Source organism: Streptomyces sp. 3-6 (assembly GCF_056323165.1).
Genome location: NZ_JBWHZP010000004.1, coordinates 252,679 through 274,805 on the forward strand (window position 1 = coordinate 252,679; position 22,127 = coordinate 274,805).

The window sequence follows — 22,127 nt, forward strand, 5'->3', positions numbered from 1 at the left end:
CGGGCCGGGCCCTGGTCGGCACCGCGTCGGCACCGGGTCGGGACCTGGTCGGGTGAAGTCCCGCCGCGCCCGCCGCTCCGGGCGGCGTGGCGGACCCCCGGATCCCGGCCGTCGGCCCAGGATCCAGGCGCGTGGCACACACCTTCGACGAGCTCGTGGCCAAGCAGCGCGCGGCGGACGAGGCCCACGTGCGCGTGCGGCACCTGCAGGAGTCCTTCGGCCCGCCGACCCGGTCCCCGTGGAGCGGCGAGCAGACCAGCGCCTGGGAGACCGCCTGGCGGGCCTGGCGCGACCTGGCCCGCGACGCGCAGCTGGCGGTGAGCGAGTTCGCCCGCTCCGAGGGCACCCCGCGCAACGAGGTCGAGGCCCGGGTGAAGCGCGCCGCCCGCCACGACGACGGGGACGGCACCTCGGCCTGATCCCCCGACCTGATCCCCATGCCCCGACGACGGGACGGGAACAACCCCTCGGCCTGATCCGCCGTTCGTGACGACGGAAACAGCACCCCGGCCCGGCCCCCTCCCCTCGTCCCGGTGCCGTCCGCCGGGCCCCCGCGCGGGCGGCCGGCGGCACCCGCCGGGCCGCTCCTCGTACGCTGGCCGCCGTGAGACGCAGACGCCGGACCCCGCCCCCTCCCCTGCCGCAGCGCGACGGGGTGGATCCCGTACGGGTCCGGCTGCCCGCCGGCGGATCGTGGGCCACGGTGCGCGACCACCTGGCCGAGCGGCTGGCGGCCGGCCCGGAAGCCGTCGACGCCCTGTTCGCCGCGGAGCGGATCGTCGGCGCGGACGGGCGGCCGGTCCCCCCGGACACCCCGTACGCGGCCGGGACGTACCTGTGGTTCCACCGGGACCTGCCCGCCGAGGTCCCGGTGCCGTTCGCGGTGGAGGTCGTGCACCGCGACGAGAACATCGTCGTCGCCGACAAGCCGCACTTCCTGGCCACCACCCCGCGCGGCAGCCACGTCGCACAGACGGCGCTGGCCCGCCTCCGCCGGGACCTCGGCATCCCGGAACTCGGCGCCGCGCACCGGCTCGACCGGCTCACCGCGGGCCTGGTGCTGTTCACCGTGCGGCCGGAGGTGCGCGGCGCCTACCAGACGCTGTTCCGCGACCGGCTGGTGCACAAGGAGTACGAGGCCGTCGCCCCCCACGACCCCGCGCTGGCCCTCCCCCGGACCGTGCGCAGCCGGATCCTGAAGGAGCGCGGTGTCCTCGCCGCCCGGGAGGTCGAGGGCGAGCCGAACGCGGAGACCCGCGTCGAGCTCCTCGGCCACCGGGCGGACGGTGTCGGCCGGTACCGGCTGGTGCCCCGCACCGGGCAGACCCATCAGCTGCGGGTCCACATGAGCGCCCTCGGCGTCCCCCTGCTCGGCGACCCGCTGTATCCGTCGGTGACCGCGCCCGTCCCGGCCGGCGACTTCCGGCGGCCACTGCAACTGCTGGCGCGGGCCCTGGAGTTCACCGATCCGGTGACGGGCGTGGAGCACCGCTTCCGCAGTGGCCGGACGCTTGCGGCCTGGGAGTCACCCGAGGAGTGGGCCGCCGGTCAGTAGCCCCGCCACCAGGTGAGGAAGCGCTGCCAGGCGCCCTGCGGGCGGGCCGGGTCCCCGCCGGGCCGCGGCGGCTCGGGAGGCGGCGGCGCCGGGGCCGCGACGGCCGGTTCCGGTTCGGGGGCGCCGATGTGCCAGGCGGTCGGGGGGTGCTGCGGCCCCTGGTCGTGGTTCGGCCGCTGGTTGACGTCCTGCGGAGCGCGCGGCATGAACCGCACCGGCAGCGCCACCAGGTGCCGGGACGCGATGGACTCGGTGTACTCCAACTCGTCCACGCTCATGTCGAGTTCGACGTCCGGCAGCCGCATCAGCAGCGCGTCGACGCCGATCTCGGCGATGGCGCGGCCGATGTCCTGGCCCGGGCACTCGTGCGGCCCGCCCCCGAACGCGACGTGGGAACGGTTGCCCTGCATGTTGGCGGCCGGGTCGGGGCGCACCCGGGGGTCCATGTTGGCCGGGGCGGGGGCGAACAGCAGGCCGTCGCCGCGCCGGATGCGCTGGCCGCCCAGCTCGGTCTCCTGCTTGGCGAAGTAGGCGAAGACGGTGCTGAACGGCGGTTCGTCCCAGAGCAGTTGCTCCACCGCCTCGGGCACCGTCATCTGTCCGCCGTTGAGCTGGGCGCGGAAGCGCGGGTCCGTCAGCACGGTGAGCAGCACGTTCGCGAGCAGGTTGGCGGTGGTCTCGTAGGCCGCGATGAGCACCACCCGCAGGTGCTCCCTGACCTCGTCGTCGGTGAGCCCGGCCGGGTGGGTGACGAGGTGGCTGGCGAAGTCGTCCTGCGGGTCGGCCCGGCGGCGGGCGGTCAGCCGGGCCAGCGCGTCCATGATGTAGGCGTTGCTGGCGATGGCCGTCTCGGTGCCCTTGAGCATGTCGCGGGCGGCCTCGACGATGCGGTCGTTGTACTCGTCGGGCATGCCGAGGATCTGGCACATGACGGCCATCGGCAGGTGCTCGGCGTACTGGCCGACGAGTTCGGCCTCGCCCTCCTCGCAGAAGCCGTTGACCAGGCGCTGGGTGTAGCGGTTGATCTGGCGGCGCAGCGTGCGGAAGTCGATGGTCGCCATGGCGCTGTCGAGCGCGCCGCGCAGCCGCTTGTGCTCGTCGCCCTCGGCGTGCGAGCACATCGGCTGCCAGGCGATGTGCGGCATGAGCGGGTGGTCGGGCTTGACCAGCCCTTCGCGCAGCGGCGACCAGATGCGGCTGTCCCGGCAGAACTGGGCCGGGGTGCGCACCATGTGCAGGCTCTCGGCGTGGCCGAGGACCACCCACACCGGCACGTCGTCGTGGAGCAGGGCGGGGGCCACCGGGCCGTGCTCGGCCCGCAGCTCCTCGTAGAGCTTTCTCAGGTCGTCCGACTCGTGCAGCCGGCGCAGCCCCCCGGGGCCGAGGCCGTGGGCCGGGCAGCCGGGGGGCGGGCCGGTCCGGGAGGTGTCCGGGGTGGTCGGGGCGTGGGATTCAGGCGTCACTGTGGTCGCTCCGCAAACTGGGGAAACGCGAGGGGTCGGGGGTGGCGGGCCGGGGTCAGGTGAGCGAGCCGGTCATGGCGAGCGAGTGCAGGAACCGCATGAGGGTCATCAGCACGTCGCGGCTGGAGGCCCGCCGCCGCACGTCGCACTCCATGATCGGGACGTCCTCGGAGAGGTCGAGCGCGGTGCGCAGGTCCGCCAGCGGGTAACGGGGCGCGTCGGGGAAGGAGTTGACGGCGACGACGAAGGGGACCCCGCGTTCCTCCAGGCGCCCCATGACGTCGAAGCTCACTTCGAGCCGGCGGGTGTCGACGAGTACGACCGCGCCGAGCGCGCCCTCGAACAGTCCGTTCCACAGGAACCAGAAGCGCTCCTGTCCCGGGGTGCCGAACAGGTAGAGCACCAGCTGGTCGGTGATCTTGATGCGGCCGAAGTCCATGGCCACGGTGGTGGCCGTCTTGGTCGCCGAGCCGAAGTTGTCGTCGACCCCGATCCCGGCCTGGGTCATGGTCTCCTCGGTGGTCAGCGGGCGGATCTCGCTGACCGAGCCGACCATGGTCGTCTTGCCGACCCCGAATCCCCCGACGATCACGATCTTGGCCGCGGCCTGGGCCGTGAGCGGCAACTGGTCCTCGGTGCGAGGGCCGGGGACGGTGTCAGAGCCGTTGAAGTCCATGCATCACCGCTTCGAGAAGGGAACGGTCCGGGAGCGCCTGACGCACGATCGGGGCGCGCGCCTGGACCAGTTCCGCCGTCAGCATCTCGGTGAGCAGCACCGTCACCACGCTGAACGGCAGGCTGAGGTAGGCCGACAGTTCGGCCACGGACAGGGGGGCGGAGCAGAGCCGGAGGACGGCCGCCTGCTCGGGGGTGGCCGACGGCGGGGGGTCCTCGGCACGCGCCACGATGAGGGTGACGAGGTCGAGGTCCGCCCGGCCGCCGTCCGCGCCGGCGACCACGTACAGCCGTTCCGGGTTGCCGCCCTCGCCGTCCTTGCCGGTGGCCGGGGGGCGGGGCGGGGGGTTCTCCCGGGGGCTGCGCCTCTGGCGTTGCGGAGGAGTCATACGGCCTGCCCGTTCCGTCGGGGCGGGCTGGTGAGATGGGCGCCGATGCGGACGACGAGGTCGCGCATCATGCCGCCCATCCGGCCAGGTTCGCAGGTCATGTCGGACAGGACGGCGAGGTAGGCGTTGGCGCCGGCGGCCATCAGGTAGAAGTAGCCGCCGTTGATCTCGATGATCACCATCTTCATCTCGCCGTCGCTGCGCGGCAGTTCCTGGGCGACCGCGCCCGCCAGGCTCTGCACGCCCGCGCAGGCGGCGGCCACCCGGTCGGCGGCGTCCGGCTCGCCGCCGTAGCGGGCGATGCGCAGACCGTCGGCCGACAGGACGACGATCATTTCCACGCCGGGTACGCCGTCGGCGAGCTCCTTGAGCATCCAGTCGAAGTTGGCTCGCTGCTGGATCACTTGAGGTTCCCCTCGTCGTCGGCCTCGGTACGGGCCGGGTCGTTGATGAGATGCAGGTAGGCGGTCGGGTTGCGGGTGAAGTCGGTGGGGTGGACCCCGGGTTCGAGGTCCTTCTTCAGGCCGTCCCAGAACGCGTCGACCCACAGGCCGGGTTCGCGGTCGTCCTTCGGCGCCGGCTCGGGCGCGGGCGGGGTGGTCCAGGGGGTGGTCTCGCCGCGCTCGGCGGCCTCGCGCTCGGCGCGCTGCGCGGCGGCCTGCTCGGCGTAGCGCTGGGTCAGGGAGGTCTTGACCCGGCTGCGGCGCTGCGGGAGGCCGCCGGCGGTCCACTCGGTGACCTCGGGGACCTCGTCCTCCATGGAGACCGTGGCGGGGATGCGCGGGCTGGTGGGCCGGCGCTTCTTGGGGGCCCGCTCGGGGCCGGGGAGCGCGTCGACCTGCATGGGGACGGCGGTCGCCCCGATGCCGTGGGCGAGGCCGACGCCGGGCTGGTCGGTGAGCATGTCGCTGGGGACGACGAGGACGGCGCGGACGCCTCCGTAGGCGGAGGCCCGCAGCGACACCTGCATGTTGTAGGCGGCGCAGAGCCGGCCGACGACGGCGATGCCCAGGCGCGGGCTCTCGCCGAGGTCCTGGAGGTCGACGCCGCGCCGGGCGCGGTCCAGCATGCCCTCGATGCGGGCGCGGGCCTGCTCGTCGAGGCTGACCCCGGAGTCCTCGATCTCGATGGCGACACCGGTCTGCACCTCGACGGCGGTGACGTGCACCTTGGTCTGGGGCGGCGAGTAGCGGGTGGCGTTGTCGAGGAGTTCGGCGGCGGCGTGGATGACGGGCTCGACCGAGATGCCCTTGACGTTGACCTTGGCGATCGACTTCAGGTCGATGCGGCGGTACTCCAGGATGCGGGACATGGCGCCGCGCAGCACGCTGTAGAGCGCGACCGGCTGCGGCCACTGGCGTCCGGGCCGGCCGCCGCCGAGGACGGAGATGGAGTCGGCGAGGCGTCCGATCAGGGCGGTGCCGTGGTCGATGCGCAGCAGGTCGTCGAAGACCTCGGGGTTGCGGCCGTGGTCCTCCTCCATCTCCCGCAGTTCCTTGGCCTGCTGGTGGACGATGGCCTGCACGCGGCGGGCGATGCTGACGAAGGAGCGCGCGGAGGAGTCGCGCAGGGCTTCCTCGTCGTCGATGATCCGCAGCATGATGCGCAGCAGCTTGATCTGGTACTCGGGCAGGTCGCGCCAGGCCGGGTTCAGCTTGGGCAGGTCGCGGATCACCTCGTGCACGGTGTTGCCGCGGTGCAGGTACTCCAGCGCGCCGGGGGTGACCTCCTCCGCAAAGTGCAGCGTCTCCGTGTCGTGGGCGGCGATGCGCGCCTCCAGATACGCACGGTGACGCTCGTACTCGGCCCGCGCGGTGCGCAGGGCGCGGCCGCGGCGGGCCGCCTCCGCCGCGGAGGCGATCACCAGCGCGGTGGCGACGGCACCGCAGACGGCGACGGCGAACCGGGCGGGTTCCGTCACCAGGGCGACGGCGGCTCCGGTCGCCGCGGCCATCAGTATCGCCGGAAGCAGCAGGACGCGCGCGTACGGCAACTCACGTCGTCCGGGCGGGGATTGGACACTCACCATGTGGGCCCTCTGGAAGGAATCGGCTGGTGGTCGGGGTGCACTGCGGGGAAGGGACCGTGCGGTCATGGCGGGAATTCCGCACAAAGGGGAATGGGCGCACGATGTCATCCCAACTGGGTGCGCTGCGGGCGAGCTTAGTCCGAGCGGATCATCGCCGAGTCATATTCAGCATCTGCCGGAAATGACCCCCGGGGCAGCGGTACGCTCTGGTCCATTTACACACCCCGCGTCGATTCGAACGCGCACGGTAACCACGTACGGGCGTACGAATCTCACTCACCGTCACGGGTGAAGAAGCCCCGGATCCGCGTCGGCGCCGTGTCCCGCCGGGCTCCGTACGGAACGGCGTCCGGACCAGTCCTGCCCGCGGAAGCGGCGTCCGACGCCCGCGGAGGGGGCGCACCGGATGCAGAAGCCCGGCGCGCACGGGGCGCGCCGGGCTCCGGAGGGTGCCGTGGGGCGGGGGTTCAGCCGACGGAGGAGTAGGCCACCACCCCGCGCAGCAGTCCGTCCACGGCCTTGCGGGCGTTCTTCGCGACCGTGGACCCCTCGACGGCGGGAGCCGCGGCCGAGATCTGCCCGAGGACGTCGATGACCTGCTTGCACCAGCGCACGAAGTCGCCGGCCGGCATCTCCGCCTCGCGCAGCACCTCGTCGAGTCCCTTGCCGGAGGCCCACATGTAGGCGGCCCAGGCGAAGCCGAGGTCCGGCTCGCGCTGGCCCACGCCCTCCGTCTGGGAGATCCGGAAGTCCTCCTCCAGGGCGTCCAGCCGGCCCCAGATCCGGACCATGTCGCCGAGGGCCGCCTTGGCCTTGCCGGACGGCAGCTTCGGCGCCATCGCGTCGTCGGCGACCCGGGCCTCGAAGACCAGCGCGGAGACGCAGGCGGCCAGTTCGGCCGGGGCCAGCCCCTCCCAGACGCCCTCGCGCAGGCATTCGCTGGCCAGCAGGTCGAGTTCGCCGTACAGCCGGGCCAGCCGTCTGCCGTGCTCGGTGACCTCGTCGCCGCGCAGGTAGTCCATCTCGGTCAGCAGCGCCACGATGCGGTCGAAGGTGCGGGCGATGGTGTTCGTCCGGCCCTCGATGCGCCGCTCCAGCTGCGAGGTGTCCCGCAGCAGCCGGTGGTAGCGCTCGGCCCAGCGGGCGTGGTCCTCCCGGTCGTCGCAGCCGTGGCAGGGATGCGCCCGGATCGCCTTGCGCAGCCGGGCGATCTCCCGGTCGTCGGCCGCCTGCGAGCGCCGCTTGCGGTGCCGCTCGGGCGCGATGTGCCCGGCCTTGGTGCGCAGCGCCGAGGCGAGGTCGCGACGGGACTGCGGCGAACGCGGGTTGAACGACTTCGGGATCCGCATCCGCTCCAGCGCCTCGACCGGCACCGGGAAGTCGACCGACGCCAGCCGCTTGACCTGCCGCTCGGCGGTCAGCACCAGCGGGCGCGGGCCGTCGTGGTGGTCGAAGCCGCGGTGGCCGTTGGAGCGGCCCGCGGGCAGCCCCGGGTCCAGCACCAGCGCCAGGCCCGCGTACTTGCCCGTCGGCACGTGGATGACGTCACCCGGCTTCAGCTTCTCCAGCGCGACGGCGGCCTCCGCACGGCGCTGCACGGCGCCCTGCCGGGCCAGCTCCGTCTCGCGGTCCTTCAGCTCGCGGCGCAGCCGCGCGTACTCCTCGAAGTCGCCGAGGTGGCAGGTCATGGAGGCCTTGTAGCCCTCCAGACCCTCCTCGTTGCGCTGCACCTGGCGGGAGATGCCGACGACCGATTTGTCGGCCTGGAACTGGGCGAACGAGGTCTCCAGCAGTTCGCGCGAGCGGTGCCGCCCGAACTGCTCGACCAGGTTGACCGCCATGTTGTACGACGGCTTGAAGCTGGAGCGCAGCGGATAGGTGCGGGTGCCGGCCAGCCCCGCCAGGTGCTCGGGGTTCATGCCCCGCTGCCACAGGACGACCGCGTGGCCCTCGACGTCGATGCCGCGCCGGCCGGCCCGGCCGGTCAGCTGGGTGTACTCGCCCGGGGTGATGTCGGCGTGCTGCTCGCCGTTCCACTTGACCAGCTTCTCCAGCACCACCGAGCGGGCGGGCATGTTGATGCCGAGCGCGAGGGTCTCGGTGGCGAACACGGCCTTGACCAGGCCCCGGACGAACAGCTCCTCGACGACCTCCTTGAACGTCGGCAGCATGCCCGCGTGGTGGGCCGCGATGCCGCGCTCCAGGCCCTCCAGCCACTCGTAGTACCCCAGCACGTGCAGGTCCTCGGCCGGGATGGACTCGGTGCGCTCCTCGACCAGGGCGCGCACCCGGGCGCGCGCCTCCTCGTCGTTGAGCCGCAGGCCCGCGTACAGGCACTGCTGGACCGCGGACTCGCAGCCGGCCCGGCTGAAGATGAACGTGATGGCGGGCAGCAGGCCCTCGGCGTCCAGCCGCTCGATGACCTCCGGCCGGCTCGGCGTCCACACCCGCGAGCGCTGTCTGCGCTCCCGCTCGCGGTCGGCCTCGCGCATGTTCCCGCGCCCGCGGCGGCGGTCGCCCCACGGGGGACGGCTCGCCTCCAGCCGCGCCATGCGCGTCAGGTCGGGGTTGACGGCCTTCCTGCGGCCCTCGCCCTCCTCGAACAGGTCGTAGATCCGCCGCCCGGCGAGCACGTGCTGGAACAGCGGCACCGGCCGGTGCTCGGAGACGATCACCTCGGTGTCGCCGCGCACGGTGTCGAGCCAGTCGCCGAACTCCTCGGCGTTGGAGACCGTCGCCGACAGGGAGACCAGGGTCACCGACTCGGGAAGGTGGATGATCACTTCCTCCCACACGGCGCCGCGGAACCGGTCGGAGAGGTAGTGCACCTCGTCCATGACCACGTACCCCAGGCCCAGGAGGGTCTGCGATCCCGCGTACAGCATGTTCCGCAGCACCTCGGTGGTCATCACGACCACCGGGGCGTCGGAGTTGACGCTGTTGTCGCCGGTGAGCAGGCCCACCTTGTCACTGCCGTACCGCCGGCAGAGATCGGCGTACTTCTGGTTCGACAGCGCCTTGATGGGCGTCGTGTAGAAGCACTTCTTGCCCTGTAGCAGGGCGAGGTGGACGGCGAACTCGCCGACGATCGTCTTGCCCGAGCCGGTGGGCGCCGCCACCAGCACGCCCTTGCCCGTTTCGAGGGCCTGGCAGGCCTCGATCTGGAACGGGTCGAGGCCGAAGTCGTACATCTCGCGGAAGGAGGCGAGCGCGGTGGCCTGCTCGGCAGCGCGCCTGCGCGCCGCCGCGTACCGCTCGGCCGGTGAGAGGTCCTCTGTCATCGTGCTTTCGAGCCTACCGGGCCGCACCGACAACAGGACGATCATTAACCGGACCGCCCGCGGCGGGAAGCCGGGCCCCGCCCGGCTCGGGAATACGGCCCTGGCTCACCGGGTCAGGACCCGCACGGCGGCGGGCACGCAACGCACCACCAGGGGCAGCGCCCCCACCGGTTCGCCGTCCGCGTGGCCGGTCACGCCGTCCGCCGCCGGCCCCACTCTCGTCGCCCGCAGGACGCTCACCACGGGATGGCCCAGGTGCGTCCCCCGGTGGACCGTTGGGACCACCCGCAGCAGGGTGGCGCGCGTGCAGGCGCCCACCACGGTGACGTCCAGCAGCCCGTCGGTGAGGTCCGCACCGTGACCGACCCTCATGCCGCCGCCGCAGGAGGGCCCGTTCCCCACGGCCACCAGCGTCGCCTCGACCTCCCGCACCTCGCCGCCGCCGAGGACGATCCGGTACCGGATCGGGCGCAGCGCCGCCGGCTCGGCGAGCATCGCCAGGGCGTATCCGAACCGGCCGGCGGGCAACCGCATCCGGTTGCCGCGGTCGTTGACCCGGGAGTCGAAGCCCGAGGCCAGGACGTTGGCGAGGCATCGGTCGCCGGCCCGCCCGAGGTCGCGTGCGCGCGTCCGCCCGCGGGTGAGGGCATCGGCGGCCGTGCGGCCCGCCGCCGCGAGGTCCCGCAGCGGGAGCCCGAGGGCACGGGCGAAGTCGTTGCCGGTGCCGGCCGGGATCATGCCGAGGGGGGTGCCGGTGCCCGCGACGGCCTGCAGCGCCAGGTGCGCCATGCCGTCGTCGCCCACGGCGACCAGCGCGCCGGTGCCCTCCGCAAGGGCGGCCCGGCCCGCGCGAGCGTGTCCGCGGCGTCGTCGCCGACGAGCGGCGTACCGTGTGCCCGGCGTCCCGCACCGCAGGCCGCGGCCGTGGGCGCCGCCCGGGCGCCCCGGCCGCGGCCTGCGGTGGGGTCGACGAAGAGGGTGATCTCGCTGGTCGCGGAGGCGGCCCTACGAGGTGGTCCCGGCGCCTCAGGTCACGTCGTCATAACCGTTCACCCGGTCCTTGGAGGTCTGCTCCGGGAGGGCAGCCACCGGCTCCGCCGGGTCGACGGCCTCCGGTGTGAGGTCCAGCTCGGACTCCTCGTCGTCGGCAGGTCCCGCGGCCTCGATGCGGCGCCTGCGCCGGTCGTTGAGCAGCGCCACGGCGACGGCGATGAAGTACAGGAGCCAGATGGGGCCGGCGAGCCCGATCATCGTCAGCGGGTCGGTGCTGGGGGTGGCGATGGCGGCGAAGACCGTGATGCCCATGATCATGCCCCGCCACCAGCCGAGCATCCGCTTGCCGCTCAGCACCCCGGTGAAGTTGAGCATGATCAGCAACAGCGGCAGCTCGAAGGACAGCCCGAACACGACCACCATGCGCGTCACCAGGTCGAGCAGGTCGTCCAGCGGCAGCAGGTTGTCGACGTTGCCGGGCGTGAAGTCGATGAGCACCTTGGCGGTGGTCGGCAGCAACCGGTAAGCGAAGTAGGCGCCGCCGAGGAACAGCGGGAAGCCGGTGGCGACGAACGCGTAGGCGTACTTCTTCTCGTGCCGGTGCAGGCCGGGCGCGACGAACGCCCAGAGCTGGTACAGCCAGACCGGCGCGGCGAGCACGATGCCGGCCATCAACGAGACCTTCAGCGCCAGTGTGAAGGGCGTGAGCAGGCCATTGATCGTGATCATGGCGCAGGGCTGCGCCTTGTCCTGCGTGGAACGCGACAATTCCTCGAAGGACTGGCCGCAGCCGACCGACCTGAGGATCGGGTCGGTGAAGAAGTTGATGATGTCGGTGTAGAAGAAGGCAGCGACGACCGTCACCAGGACGATGGCCAGCAGCGCCTTCGCGAGCCGGTTGCGGAGTTCACGCAGGTGTTCCGCGAGCGGCATCCGCCCTTCCGGATCCCTCTCCTGTTTGCGGGCAGACTTCAGCAACCCACGTTCCCCATCTCGTGCGGCGGGCCGGAGTCCACCGGCCCTGCGTCAGCGCTTGGTCGTGTCCGTGGGCTCCGCCACCGGGCGGGAGCTGGTCACGTCGCCGGGTGCGGCCTGGATGGTGCGCTGTGCGGCGGACTCCTCACCGGGAGCCGGCGGGTCGGCGGGAGTGGAGGACTTGTCCTCCTTCATCGCCTTCGCCTCGCTCTTGAGGATGCGGGCCGACTTGCCGAGCGACCGCGCCATGTCCGGCAGCTTCTTCGCGCCGAACAACAGGATGACGACGACGAGGATGAGAATGATCTCGGGAGCGCCGATCTTGCCACCGAACATAAGTCTTTACCTTCTCACCGAGGCTGCGGGGGTGCTGTCCGTCCGGACGCGTGTCCGGACGGTGGTGCTGACAGCGATCGTAACGCTCAGGGGTGAACGCGAGGCAATCCCCGTGCGCACTCCCCGTCCGCGGACGGGCCTCGTTCTCCGGCCGCGAGCAGCAGCGTACCTGCCGGTGCCACGGACCCGACAGGGTGAGGGGTCCCGGCCGGCCCCGGCGTGGACGCTCAGAGGGCTTCGGCGGACCGGGCCGCGCCGGCGGCCGACCGCTCCAGGTCCTCGGCCGCGCGGCTGATGCGGTGCGCGGAGTCCGTGACCTGGCGGCCGAGGCGTTCCGCCTCGACGAAGACCCGGACGGCCAGCACGCCGAGCACGACGAGACCCACGAAACCCACGGCAACAGCGAACATCGGCCAGACCATGGGGCGAGCCTAGACCCTCCCCGCACACGGCCGGCCTCCGGCCCGCGCCCGCGCGGTGGCGGGCGGCGGTCCTCCCCTACACGGTGGAGTGCAGCCGCAGGGTGCTGACGCCGCCGCCGGTGAGCAGCTCCACGATGCGTTCCCCGGCCGGCTTGCGGACCGCCGCCGCGCACTCGGGGCAGGTGAACGAGTAGAAGGTGGTGCGGCTGCTCGCGCCGATCACGAGGCGCAGCGCGCTCGCGGCGAGTTCGAACCGTCCCCGGCAGTCCGGGCAGCCCGCACGGAACACGACCGGGGCCACGCTTCTCATCCCGGCGAACGCGGACGCCACCGTCATCTCCCGCACACCAGACGCCGCCGACTCGCTCACAGCACTCGCTCCTGCCTGTCGTCCTGTCCGTCCCGCGCCACCTGCCGTGCGCGGGCCCCGCTCATCCGGCCGCCTCGCCCCCGTCGTAGGCCGCGAGCGCGTCGCGGGCGGCCTGCCGGGCGCTGTCGGCGAGGCCGCGCGGCTCGACGATGCGGCCGTCGCGCCCGAGCCGCAGGGCCAGGCGTCTCAGCGAGGCCGGGTCGGGGGTGCGCAGGGTGATGCGCAGCCCGCCGTCGGCGAGCTCCTCGGCGCTGTCGTGCGGGTAGTACTCGGCGACCCAGCGTCCGCCCGGCCCGACCTCGACGACGACCTCGGGGTCCTCGGCGGCGGGCTGCACGAGGCCTTCGGAGAGGTCCCGCAGTTCGATCTCCGGGGGCGCCGACGGCTCGTCGAGGATCCTGATCTCGGCCACCCGGTCCAGCCGGAAGGTCCGGCGCGCCTCGGAGCGGCGGCACCACGCCTCGACGTAGGTGTGGCCGACGCTGACCAGGCGGATGGGGTCGATCTCGCGCTCGGTGATCTCGTCGCGGGCGGGTGAGTAGTAGCGGATCCACAGGCGGCGGCGTTCGGCGATGGCCCGGTCGACGTCGGCGAACACGCCGCCCTCGGACTCGAAGGTCACCGACAGCCGGGAGCTGGCCCCGGCGGCCTCGCCGGCGGCGGCCTCCACCTTGGCGGTGGCCCTCAGCAGTGCCTGGCGGTCGCTCTCGCGCAGGCCGGGCAGGGTGGCCACGGCACGGGCGGCGACCAGCAGGGCGGTGGCCTCGTCCGCGGCGAGCCGCAGCGGGTCGGCGGTCTCGGCGCCGAGGGCGGCGGGGTTGTGCCACCAGATGTGCTCGCCGTCGGTGTCGATGTCCAGCAGGTCGCCGCCGCGGAAGCTGGTGCCGCACATGGGCAGCACGTCGAGGTCGGAGACGAGTTCGTCCTCGGTGATGCCGAAGGCGCGCGCCACGTCCTCGACCCGGGCGCCGGGGCGCTCGCGCAGATAGGTCACCAGCGAGAGCATCCGCCGGGTCTGGTCGATGGCGTTCACGGGCCTGACCGGTTTGCCTGCCACGTCTTGTCCGCTCCCCCTCAGCCCTTGGCGACGGCGCGCAGCCGGTCCACCACGTCGGCCCGCAGTTCCGCGGGCTCCAGGACCACCACGTCCGGTCCGAACTCCACCAGCCACGCGTCCAGGCCGTGGCCGTAGGGGATCTCCAGCTCGTCCCAGCCGTCGCCGAGTTCCCGTACGGCCGTGGCCCGGGCCCGCAGCGGGTAGCCGGCGCCGGAGCGCAGCCGGATGCGGGCCGTGCGGTCGGCGGTCTCCCCCGCCCAGCCCGCCACGGTCTCCCGCACGGTGACGACGTCCGGCACGGGGGCGGTGAACCGGCCGGTGCGCGAGCGGACCCTGCCGGTGATCCGGGACAGGCGGAAGACGCGTTCGGCGCCCCGGTCTCGGTCCCAGCCGGCCAGGTACCAGTGACCGCGCCAGCATTCCAGCGCCCACGGTTCGACGTGCCGCTGCTCGGGCTGGACGGCGGTGGCCTTGCGGTAGTCGAAGACGACCGGACGGCGGTCGCGGCAGGCCAGCATCAGCGGTTCGAAGGCGGCCTCGTGCACCGGGATGCGGGGTTCGAGCGCGCTGTGGGTGCCGTGCGGGTCGACGTCGTCGGGCAGTCCGGCGGCGCGCAGCTTCTGCAGGGCGCCGCTGGCGGCCCCGGCCAGCCGGGCCTGCTGCCAGACCTTGGCGGCGAGTCCGAGTGCCGCGGCCTCCTCGGCGTCCAGGGTGATGGGCGGCAGCCGGTTGCTGTCGCGGCGGGCGAGGTAGCCGGTCTCGCCGTCGAGGTTCTCGACGGTCTCGATGACCAGTCCGAGTTCGCGCAGGTCGTCCTTGTCGCGCTCGAACATGCGGTTGAAGGAGTCGGTGGAGCCCGCTTCCAGGTAGGCCTCGATGGACTCACGCAGCTCGCGCTTGCTGAGCGGCCGCCGCGTCCCGAGCAGACACAGCGCCAGGTTCATCAGCCGCTCGGCCTTGGCAATGGCCATCGACGCGCTTCGCCTCCCTATGGTGCTTACGACCGATGACCGTACCGCTCCGTGGTGGCCCGGCAAAAGCCGAGGGCCCATGCCCGGACGGGCATGGACCCCGAATGATCGGCTCCGATCATTTACCGACCGGACGTCGTACGACGAACCGACGGTACGGCGATCACCTCGATCGCCGCGCGCCGGCCGGCGGTGCGACGGTCAGACGCCGAGCAGGTCGACCACGAAAATCAGCGTCTCCCCGGGCTTGATCGCCGGCGTGGGGCTCTGGTCGCCGTAGGCGAGGTGGGCGGGAATGGTCAGCTGGCGGCGGCCGCCGACCTTCATGCCCTGCACGCCCTGGTCCCACCCCTGGATGACCCGGCCGCCGCCCAGCGGGAAGCGGAACGGGGTACCGCGGTTCCAGCTGGCGTCGAACTCCTCGCCGGTGCTGAAGGCGACACCGACGTAGTGCACGGTGACGGTCTGACCCGCCTGGGCCACCGGTCCGTCACCCTCCCAGATGTCCTTGATCTCGAGGTCCGCCGGGGGCTCGCCGCCCGGGAAGTCGATCTCGGGCTTGTCGATGCTCACTGTATTTCTCCTTGTTGCGTGACCTGCGAACCCTGACAGTTTCACAGACGCACGGGTCAGACGGTGCCCAGGATGTCGACGACGAAGACCAGCGTGTTCTTCGCCAGCTCGCTGCTCGGGTTGGCGCCGTAGCCGAGGGACGGCGGGATCACCAGCAGCACCCGGTCGCCGACGTTCTTGCCGACCAGGCCCTGGTCCCAGCCGGCCACGACCGAGCCGGTACCGATCTGGAAGGCGGTGGCGCCGCCGTGGTCCCAGGAGGAGTCGAACTTCTTGCCGTCCTCCCACTTGACGCCGGTGTACTGGGCGATGAGGCCCTGACCGGCCTCGACCTTCTTGCCGTCACCCTTGATCAGGACCTGGTCCTGGAGCTCCTTCGGGGCCTTGACGCCCTTCGGGACGGTGATGGTGGCGGCCTTCTGCGACGGCGCCTTCACCTCGGGCAGCCCGTCCTCGACGGCCGCCTGCTCGCCCTCGGCCTCGGCCTTGGCGTCGACGGGGGCGGCGGCCACGGTGTCGACCACCCAGACCAGGACGTCCTTCTCGGTGACGCCGGAGGCGGGATTCAGCCCGGGCCCGATGAGGTCGCCCGCGGTGCCCTGCACGAGGGTGCGGCTGCCGACCTTCTTGCCCTTCAGGGCGTCCAGGACCTTGGGGGGCAGCTGTCCGCCCTCCTTGCCCAGCTGGGCCACGGACTGCGGCCGGGGGTTCTTGCCCGCCGCGGTGGCCCAGGTGCCGCCGAGCTCCTGCTCCTCGCCCCACTTCACGAGGGACCAGTCGAGCCGGACGAAGTCGGACGCCTCGACGGTCTTGCCCTTGCCCGCCGACACCGTCTCGACCACGGTCTTCTCGGTCGGCTCGGTGTCCTTGGGGTCGGAGATCTCGGGCTTCTGGCCGAACGTCCCCTCGATCCGGGCGACGCCGTCCGCGGAGTCGCTGTTCTTGTCGTCGTCACCGCCGCACGCGGCGGTGAACAGCAGGGCGGGGACGGCCAGCAGCGCCGCGAGGCGCCGGTACGTGTTGTGGTTCATCAGTCCAACTGGGAATCGGGGGCGTGGGGGCGATCCGGCCACTCTACGACCTGTGGCCCCGTGGACCACGAGTATCGGCCGACGCCTCCCGCGAAAGAGACGCACCGCGCACCGGGACGCCCGATGCCCCCGGGAACCGGTCCCGGGGGCATCGGGCGTCCTCGCGGCCGCCGGGGCGGCCGTCCGGCGCGGTCACATGCCGGCGATCAGCTTCTCCACCCGTTCGTCCACCGAACGGAACGGGTCCTTGCACAGCACCGTGCGCTGCGCCTGGTCGTTCAGCTTGAGGTGGACCCAGTCGACGGTGAAGTCCCGGCGCTGCTCCTGGGCCCGGCGGATGAAGTCGCCGCGCAGCCGCGCCCGGGTGGTCTGCGGCGGAACCGACTTGCCCTCGAAGATCTTGAGGTCGTTGCAGATCCGGGCGGCCTGCCCCCTCTTCTCGAGCAGGTAGTACAGGCCCCGTCGGCGGTGGATGTCGTGGTAGGCGAGGTCTATCTGGGCGACCCGCGGGTGCGACATGGTCATGTTGTGCTTGGCCCGGTACCGCTCGATGAGCTTGTACTTCATGACCCAGTCGATCTCGGTGCCGATGCGGTCGAGGTCCTCCTCCTCGATGGCGTCCAGGGTGCGGCCCCACAGCTCCAGCACCTGCTCCACCGTGCCGGTGCGGATGCCCCGGCGCTCGCAGAAGTCCAGCGCCTTCTCGTAGTACTCGCGCTGCACCTCCAGGGCGGACGCCTCACGTCCGCTGGCCAGGCGCACCTTGCGCCGGCCGGTGATGTCGTGGCTCACCTCGCGGATCGCCCGGATCGGGTTCTCCAGGGTGAGGTCCCGCATGACGGTGCCCGCCTCGATCATGCGCAGCACCAGGTCGGTGGCGCCGACCTTGAGCAGCATGGTCGTCTCGGACATGTTGGAGTCGCCCACGATGACGTGCAGCCGGCGGTAGCGCTCGGCGTCGGCGTGCGGCTCGTCCCGGGTGTTGATGATCGGCCGGGACCGGGTGGTCGCCGAGGAGACGCCCTCCCAGATGTGCTCGGCCCGCTGGCTGACGCAGTACACGGCTCCGCGCGGTGTCTGCAGCACCTTGCCCGCGCCGCACAGCAGTTGGCGGGTCACCAGGAAGGGGATGAGGATGTCCGCGAGCCGGGAGAACTCCCCGTGCCGGGCGACGAGATAGTTCTCGTGGCACCCGTAGGAGTTTCCCGCGGAGTCGGTGTTGTTCTTGAAGAGGTAGACGTCGCCCGCGATTCCCTCCTCGTGCAGGCGTCGTTCGGCGTCCACCAGGAGTCCTTCGAGAATGCGCTCGCCGGCCTTGTCGTGGGTGACCAGTTCGGTCACGTTGTCGCATTCGGGTGTGGCGTATTCCGGATGCGATCCCACGTCGAGATAAAGGCGGGCACCGTTGCGCAGAAAGACGTTGCTGCTTCGGCCCCATGACACGACACGGCGGAAGAGGTACCGCGCCACCTCGTCAGGAGACAGGCGCCGCTGTCCCCTGAACGTGCACGTGACGCCGTACTCGTTCTCCAGCCCGAAAATGCGGCGGTCCATGACTGAACATTACGCCCGTTTCCCGGAACTGAAACGGGGTTCGAGGGCACGGTTCGGATCATTTTCGGAGCGGACCGCAACTACCGCCCCTCCCACCGGAACTGCCATTACCCTTCCTGTGGCGATCAAAACCAGCAGGGACACGCCGCCCGCCACCCCGGGCACCGCGAATCCCCACAGCGCGCCGCCCGCCTCGACGACCGGGCCCGCCACGCCCGTTCCGGCCGAGGCGCCGACGGTGAAGGTGGTCACCAGCCAGGAGAACGCCTCGGTGACCGTGCCGCGCGGCGCGTGCCGGTCGACCAGGACGAAGGCACAGGCGAGGGCCGGCGCGAGGAACACCCCGGCGAGGACGGCGAGCAGCGTCATGGCGACCGGGCCCGGCATCAGCATCAGCGGCAGGTAACACACCGCCAGAAGCGCCACCAGCACCCGCAGTCGCCGCGCCGGTTCGCCCGGCCATCCGCGCGCCCCGTACGCCAGACCGCCGGCCAGGGCGCCGAACCCGAGGCCCGCCATCAGCCAGCCGTACACCACGTCGCCGCCGTGGTGGTCGGCGTAGGAGACGGCGGCCACGGTGATGGAGCCGAGGGCCATGCCCACGAACAGGAAGGCGGCCAGCAGGGCGAGGAGTCCCGGTGAGCGCAGCGCGCCGAGCCAGTGCGCCTCGCGCGGGGCGGAGCGCCAGGCGCGGGACGGCCGGGAGACGACCACGGACAGGGCGCCGAGCACCCCGATGACGTTCAGCACGAGCAGGGCGGCCTGGGCCGACCAGAGGGCGGTGCACACCGTCACCAGCAGCGGCCCGACGGTGAACAGGATCTCCTGGGCCACGGCGTCCAGGGCGTACGCCCGGTGCACGTGGTCCTCCTTCGGCAGCACCGTGGCCCACAGGGCGCGCAGTCCGCCTTCCAGCGGGGGCGTGAACAGCCCGGCGGCGGCCACGGCGGCGCAGGCCAGCGGCAGCGGGCCGATGCCGGCGAAGGCGAAGACGGCCATGGCGAGGGCGGACAGCACGGCGGCGGGCAGCTGGACGCGGGGCTGTCCTTTCAGGTCCACCAGCCGCCCGAGCACGGGCTGGCCGACGGCGTTGGCCACGCCGTAGACCGCGGCGAGCGCCCCGGCCAGGCTGTAGGAGCCCCCCTCGGCGCGGACGAACAGCACGATCGCGATGGCCGCGGTCGCGTTGGGCAGGCGTCCCACCAGCGTGCCGGTGAGCAGCCGGGCGGCGTGCCGCACCCGGAGGATCTCCAGGTATCCCGTGGCCATGCCGAGCCCTCCACTCACCTGCCGGACTGCTCCAGACGGGGGGTTGTACGTATAACGGCCGCTTCCATACGTACCATGTCGGCTGTTCGCCAGTCCAGACGAAGGAGCGGTCCGCGGTGGCCCGAGCCAGCACCCGACCCACCAGCCGGGACGTCGCCCGGGCCGCCGGTGTCTCCCAGGCCGCCGTCTCCCTGGTGCTCGGCGACAAGTGGCGCGGACGGGTCTCGGAGGCCACCGCGCAGCGGGTCCGCGACGCCGCGCACGACCTCGGTTACCGGCCGAACCTGGCCGCCCGCAATCTGCGCCTGGGGCGCACCCGCACCGTCCTGCTGGTGGTGCCGGCCCTTACCACGGAGTTCTTCGCCGGGGTCTACACGGGCGCCGCACGGGTCGCCGCGCAGCACGGCTTCGGCGTGGTCCTCTACCCCTCCCCGGAGGGCATCGGGCCGGCCCGCGACCCGTTCGCGTCCGCACAGGCGGCCCTGGACGGCGTCATCGCCTCCTCCATGGCCGCCGACGCCCTCAGCGCGATCCGGGGCGACCAGCTGCCCCTGGTGATGCTGGACAGCGATCCGGCGGCCGGTCCCGGTGCGGCCACGGTGAACCTCGACATCGCCGACGGCGTCCGCCAGGTCGTCGAGCACCTGCGGGACCTGGGTCACCGCCGCTTCCTGCACCTGGCCGCGGACGTGGCGTCCTGGACCTTCGAGGTGCGCGCCCGGGAACTGGCCGCCCGGCTGGCGGACGTCCCGGGCGCTTCGCTGCGCACCGTCTCCTCGCCCATCTCCATCCGGGGCGCCGAGACCGCCGCGCCGGCCGCCCTCGCGGCCGGGGACCGGCCCACGGCCGTCGTCTGCGACGACGACCAGCTGGCGGCCGGCGTCTACAAGGCGGCCCGCCGGCTGGGTCTGGCGATCCCCGGCGACCTCTCCGTCACCGGGCTGGACGACCTGGCCCTGGCCACGGCCGTCGACCCCGAGCTGACCACCGTGCGGCTGGACGCGGAGCTGTTCGGCGAGCGGGGCATGCGGGCGCTGCTGGCCGTCCTGGAGCAGCGCGAGCCCCGGGCGGACGACATCCCGGTCGAGCTGGTGGTGCGCGGGTCCACCGGTCCGGCCCGGGACTGACCCGCCCCGGACACGGGTGTGCCGCGCGCCGCCGGACCCGCGGGTCCGGCGGCGCGCGGCACACCCGGGGCGTCCTACTCGGTGTCCGTGCCGGACTCCGTCTCCGCCTCGGCGTCCGCTTCGGCCTCCGACGCCGTCTCGGCGCCGCCGGCCTCCAGCAGCCGGGCGAGCTGGCGCCCGGTGATCCGCTTGAACTTGCGCTTCTGCGGCCGGGTGCGGTCCAGCACCGCGACCTCCAGCCGCTCCGCGGGGATCTCCCGCTCGCTGCCGTTGGTGTCCCGCGACAGGGACTGCACGGCCAGCTTCAGGGCCTCGGCGAGCGTCATGCCGTCCCGGTGGCGCTGGTCGAGGAAGCCGCTGATCTGCTCCGCGTTGCCGCCGACCGCCACCGAGCCGTGTTCGTCGACGATGGAGCCGTCGTGCGGTAGCCGGTAGATCTGGTCCTGGTCCGGGGTCTCGCCGACCTCGGCGACCACCAGTTCCACCTCGTAGGGCTTCTCCCCCACGCTGGAGAAGATGGTGCCCAGCGTCTGCGCGTAGACGTTGGCCAGGCCCCGGGCGGTCACGTCGTGCCGGGCGTAGGTGTAGCCGCGCAGGTCGGCGTACCGGACGCCGCCGATGCGGAGGTTCTCGTACTCGTTGTACTTGCCGGCGGCGGCGAAGCCGATCCGGTCGTAGATCTCACTGAACTTGTGCAGCGCGCGGGACGGGTTCTCGCCGACGAAGACGATGCCGTCGGCGTACTGCAGCACGACCAGGCTGCGGCCACGGGCGATGCCTTTGCGGGCGTACTCGGCCCGGTCCGCCATCGCCTGCTGGGGGGAGACATAGAACGGCGTCGACACCGGTTATCCGTCCCTTTCTGTCGAAGTCACTGGACCACCTTGAAACATCCGGACCGCCCGCTACAGCAGCGAGGCCCGCGGACCGTCGGGCTGCTCCAGCCGCCGTTCCAGCACGGACCGGGCGATCGCGGACGCCTCGTCCTCGGTGAGCCGGCGGTAGCCGTCCTCGGTGATCACGGTGACGATCGGGTAGATCCGGCGGGCGACATCGGGACCGCCGGTCGCCGAGTCGTCGTCTGCCGCGTCGTACAGGGCCTGGACCACCAGCGTGGTGGCCTCGGCCTCGCTCAGGTCCTCCCGGAACAGCTTCTTCATCGCGCCGCGCGCGAAGATCGAGCCGGAACCGGTGGCGGCGTACCCCTGCTCCTCGGAACGGCCGCCCGTGACGTCGTAGGAGAAGATCCGCCCCTGCTCGCGGTCCACGTCGTACCCGGCGAACAGCGGGACCACGGCCAGGCCCTGCATGGCCATGCCCAGGTTGGAACGGATCATGGTCGACAGCCGGTTCGCCTTGCCCTCCAGCGACAGCTGGGCGCCCTCGACCTTCTCGAAGTGCTCCAGTTCCAGCTGGAACAGCTTCACCATCTCCACGGCCAGACCGGCCGTGCCCGCGATGCCCACCGCGGAGTACTCGTCCGCCGGGAAGACCTTCTCGATGTCCCGCTGGGCGATGACGTTGCCCATCGTGGCGCGCCGGTCGCCGGCGAGGACGACCCCGCCGGGGAAGGTCACGGAGACGATGGTGGTGCCGTGCGGGGCCTCGATCGCGCCCTGGACGGGCGGCAGCTTCCTGCGTCCCGGCAGCAGGTCCGGCTGGTGATCGGAGAGGAAGTCCATGAAGGAGGAGGACCCGGGCGTCAGGAAGGCAGCCGGCAGACGCCCGGTGTCACGAGTGTTGGCTTCCACGAGGTTCCCTCCAGATAGGCGGCAGCCCGACGGATGCTGTCGGGATCGTCTCCCAACGTGCCGATGGCCGAATCGCAGTTGAAGCACAGTACGTCACGGACCCTACCCGCCTCGCGGCGATGATCCACATGGGAATCCGCATGGGATACGGGTTCGACACGGGTCTTTCCGTCGCGGGTCCGCCGCGGCGCGCGGCACGGGGGTCTTCGCAGCGCGAACGCTGTCCGCGGTCCGTGCCGACGCACCGCGGACAGCGTTCACACCTTCTCGGATCGCGAAGTACGGCACCCGCTACGGCGCCGGCTC

Annotated in this window: 22 protein-coding genes and 1 pseudogene; 3 read left to right on the plus strand and 20 right to left on the minus strand. The window is 72.4% G+C overall.

Translation table 11 applies throughout. From position 1 onward, the window contains the following. Positions 1 to 131: 131 nt before the first annotated feature. Together AC02VZ_RS08735 and AC02VZ_RS08740 are read left to right on the plus strand one after the other, a co-directional pair. Entirely contained in the window at positions 132 to 419 is a 288-nt protein-coding gene (locus AC02VZ_RS08735; RefSeq protein ID WP_476475017.1) for a hypothetical protein, read from the plus strand. 176 nt (positions 420 to 595) lie between these two features. Further along, positions 596 to 1,555, plus strand: coding sequence for a pseudouridine synthase (locus tag AC02VZ_RS08740; protein ID WP_432056136.1), 960 nt, complete (start codon positions 596 to 598; stop codon positions 1,553 to 1,555). Here AC02VZ_RS08740 and AC02VZ_RS08745 read toward each other — a convergent pair. The 17 genes and pseudogenes from AC02VZ_RS08745 to AC02VZ_RS08825 all read right to left on the minus strand — a co-directional run bounded on the left by AC02VZ_RS08745 (position 1,549) and on the right by AC02VZ_RS08825 (position 18,943). After that, positions 1,549 to 3,018 carry a cytochrome P450 gene (locus AC02VZ_RS08745; RefSeq protein ID WP_476475018.1) on the minus strand — a complete coding sequence of 490 codons (1,470 nt, stop codon included), beginning with the start codon at positions 3,016 to 3,018 and terminating at the stop codon, positions 1,549 to 1,551. The two genes, AC02VZ_RS08740 and AC02VZ_RS08745, sit on opposite strands and share 7 nt — an antisense overlap. Before the next feature lie 55 nt (positions 3,019 to 3,073). Continuing rightward, positions 3,074 to 3,694, minus strand: a complete 621-nt coding sequence (locus tag AC02VZ_RS08750; protein WP_432056064.1) for a GTP-binding protein — start codon at positions 3,692 to 3,694, stop codon at positions 3,074 to 3,076. Beyond that, complete coding sequence (locus tag AC02VZ_RS08755; protein WP_432056063.1) at positions 3,675 to 4,082, minus strand: DUF742 domain-containing protein; 408 nt, start codon at positions 4,080 to 4,082, stop codon at positions 3,675 to 3,677. The genes AC02VZ_RS08750 and AC02VZ_RS08755 overlap by 20 nt, the downstream gene beginning before the upstream one ends. Then, on the minus strand, positions 4,079 to 4,486 hold the full coding sequence (locus AC02VZ_RS08760) for a roadblock/LC7 domain-containing protein (RefSeq protein WP_432056062.1): 408 nt from the start codon (positions 4,484 to 4,486) through the stop codon (positions 4,079 to 4,081). The genes AC02VZ_RS08755 and AC02VZ_RS08760 overlap by 4 nt, the downstream gene beginning before the upstream one ends. Continuing rightward, on the minus strand, positions 4,483 to 6,111 hold the full coding sequence (locus AC02VZ_RS08765; protein ID WP_476475019.1) for a sensor histidine kinase: 1,629 nt from the start codon (positions 6,109 to 6,111) through the stop codon (positions 4,483 to 4,485). Before AC02VZ_RS08765 ends, AC02VZ_RS08760 begins: the two co-directional genes overlap by 4 nt. Before the next feature lie 467 nt (positions 6,112 to 6,578). Beyond that, positions 6,579 to 9,437: a DEAD/DEAH box helicase gene (locus AC02VZ_RS08770; protein WP_476475020.1), complete on the minus strand. Its 2,859-nt coding sequence runs from the start codon at positions 9,435 to 9,437 to the stop codon at positions 6,579 to 6,581. Positions 9,438 to 9,497: 60 nt separating this feature from the next. Beyond that, positions 9,498 to 10,375, minus strand: a pseudogene (locus AC02VZ_RS08775) (diacylglycerol kinase family protein). A 43-nt stretch (positions 10,376 to 10,418) separates the two neighbouring features. After that, positions 10,419 to 11,363: a twin-arginine translocase subunit TatC gene (tatC, locus tag AC02VZ_RS08780; protein ID WP_476475021.1), complete on the minus strand. Its 945-nt coding sequence runs from the start codon at positions 11,361 to 11,363 to the stop codon at positions 10,419 to 10,421. A gap of 48 nt (positions 11,364 to 11,411) precedes the next feature. Next, entirely contained in the window at positions 11,412 to 11,696 is a 285-nt protein-coding gene (gene tatA / locus AC02VZ_RS08785; protein ID WP_362092995.1) for a Sec-independent protein translocase subunit TatA, read from the minus strand. 227 nt (positions 11,697 to 11,923) lie between these two features. Beyond that, complete coding sequence (locus AC02VZ_RS08790; RefSeq protein WP_362092992.1) at positions 11,924 to 12,118, minus strand: hypothetical protein; 195 nt, start codon at positions 12,116 to 12,118, stop codon at positions 11,924 to 11,926. A gap of 76 nt (positions 12,119 to 12,194) precedes the next feature. Beyond that, positions 12,195 to 12,488, minus strand: a complete 294-nt coding sequence (locus AC02VZ_RS08795) for a hypothetical protein (protein ID WP_432056058.1) — start codon at positions 12,486 to 12,488, stop codon at positions 12,195 to 12,197. Between the two features lie 61 nt (positions 12,489 to 12,549). Further along, positions 12,550 to 13,545, minus strand: coding sequence for a helix-turn-helix transcriptional regulator (locus AC02VZ_RS08800; RefSeq protein WP_476475022.1), 996 nt, complete (start codon positions 13,543 to 13,545; stop codon positions 12,550 to 12,552). A gap of 17 nt (positions 13,546 to 13,562) precedes the next feature. Continuing rightward, a complete protein-coding gene (locus tag AC02VZ_RS08805; RefSeq protein WP_476475023.1) occupies positions 13,563 to 14,516 on the minus strand; it encodes a helix-turn-helix transcriptional regulator in 954 nt (317 codons plus the stop codon). Between the two features lie 201 nt (positions 14,517 to 14,717). Then, positions 14,718 to 15,089 (minus strand): FKBP-type peptidyl-prolyl cis-trans isomerase, encoded by a 372-nt coding sequence (locus AC02VZ_RS08810; protein WP_432056055.1) that lies wholly within the window; start codon positions 15,087 to 15,089, stop codon positions 14,718 to 14,720. Positions 15,090 to 15,145: 56 nt separating this feature from the next. Further along, positions 15,146 to 16,120 carry an FKBP-type peptidyl-prolyl cis-trans isomerase gene (locus AC02VZ_RS08815; RefSeq protein ID WP_432056054.1) on the minus strand — a complete coding sequence of 325 codons (975 nt, stop codon included), beginning with the start codon at positions 16,118 to 16,120 and terminating at the stop codon, positions 15,146 to 15,148. A gap of 192 nt (positions 16,121 to 16,312) precedes the next feature. After that, entirely contained in the window at positions 16,313 to 17,674 is a 1,362-nt protein-coding gene (gene pafA / locus AC02VZ_RS08820; protein WP_432056053.1) for a Pup--protein ligase, read from the minus strand. Positions 17,675 to 17,683: 9 nt separating this feature from the next. Further along, positions 17,684 to 18,943 carry an MFS transporter gene (locus AC02VZ_RS08825; RefSeq protein ID WP_432056052.1) on the minus strand — a complete coding sequence of 420 codons (1,260 nt, stop codon included), beginning with the start codon at positions 18,941 to 18,943 and terminating at the stop codon, positions 17,684 to 17,686. Between the two features lie 116 nt (positions 18,944 to 19,059). Between AC02VZ_RS08825 and AC02VZ_RS08830 the strand changes: the two genes are divergently transcribed. Next, positions 19,060 to 20,070, plus strand: coding sequence for a LacI family DNA-binding transcriptional regulator (locus tag AC02VZ_RS08830; protein WP_432056051.1), 1,011 nt, complete (start codon positions 19,060 to 19,062; stop codon positions 20,068 to 20,070). Between the two features lie 74 nt (positions 20,071 to 20,144). Here AC02VZ_RS08830 and prcA read toward each other — a convergent pair whose 3' ends face one another. From prcA to AC02VZ_RS08845, 3 genes are read right to left on the minus strand one after another with little or no spacing between them, the layout of a single operon-like run. Further along, a complete protein-coding gene (gene prcA, locus AC02VZ_RS08835; protein ID WP_476475024.1) occupies positions 20,145 to 20,915 on the minus strand; it encodes a proteasome subunit alpha in 771 nt (256 codons plus the stop codon). A gap of 60 nt (positions 20,916 to 20,975) precedes the next feature. Next, the gene (prcB, locus tag AC02VZ_RS08840) at positions 20,976 to 21,821 is read right to left on the minus strand and encodes a proteasome subunit beta (protein WP_476475025.1); all 846 of its coding nucleotides are present in this window, start codon (positions 21,819 to 21,821) and stop codon (positions 20,976 to 20,978) included. Beyond that, positions 21,773 to 22,066 carry an endonuclease domain-containing protein gene (locus tag AC02VZ_RS08845; RefSeq protein ID WP_476475026.1) on the minus strand — a complete coding sequence of 98 codons (294 nt, stop codon included), beginning with the start codon at positions 22,064 to 22,066 and terminating at the stop codon, positions 21,773 to 21,775. Before AC02VZ_RS08845 ends, prcB begins: the two co-directional genes overlap by 49 nt. Positions 22,067 to 22,127: the final 61 nt, after the last annotated feature.

What these genes read in the sequence shown, in the direction of transcription:
- AC02VZ_RS08750 (WP_432056064.1), bottom strand. Translation starts at nt 3,694, where the DNA reads ATGGACTTCAACGGCTCTGACACCGTCCCCGGCCCTCGCACCGAGGAC.
- AC02VZ_RS08755 (WP_432056063.1), bottom strand. Translation starts at nt 4,082, where the DNA reads ATGACTCCTCCGCAACGCCAGAGGCGCAGCCCCCGGGAGAACCCCCCG.
- AC02VZ_RS08765 (WP_476475019.1), bottom strand. Translation starts at nt 6,111, where the DNA reads ATGGTGAGTGTCCAATCCCCGCCCGGACGACGTGAGTTGCCGTACGCG.
- AC02VZ_RS08770 (WP_476475020.1), bottom strand. Translation starts at nt 9,437, where the DNA reads ATGATCGTCCTGTTGTCGGTGCGGCCCGGTAGGCTCGAAAGCACGATG.
- tatA (WP_362092995.1), bottom strand. Translation starts at nt 11,696, where the DNA reads ATGTTCGGTGGCAAGATCGGCGCTCCCGAGATCATTCTCATCCTCGTC.
- AC02VZ_RS08790 (WP_362092992.1), bottom strand. Translation starts at nt 12,118, where the DNA reads ATGGTCTGGCCGATGTTCGCTGTTGCCGTGGGTTTCGTGGGTCTCGTC.
- AC02VZ_RS08805 (WP_476475023.1), bottom strand. Translation starts at nt 14,516, where the DNA reads ATGGCCATTGCCAAGGCCGAGCGGCTGATGAACCTGGCGCTGTGTCTG.
- AC02VZ_RS08815 (WP_432056054.1), bottom strand. Translation starts at nt 16,120, where the DNA reads ATGAACCACAACACGTACCGGCGCCTCGCGGCGCTGCTGGCCGTCCCC.
- pafA (WP_432056053.1), bottom strand. Translation starts at nt 17,674, where the DNA reads ATGGACCGCCGCATTTTCGGGCTGGAGAACGAGTACGGCGTCACGTGC.
- AC02VZ_RS08825 (WP_432056052.1), bottom strand. Translation starts at nt 18,943, where the DNA reads ATGGCCACGGGATACCTGGAGATCCTCCGGGTGCGGCACGCCGCCCGG.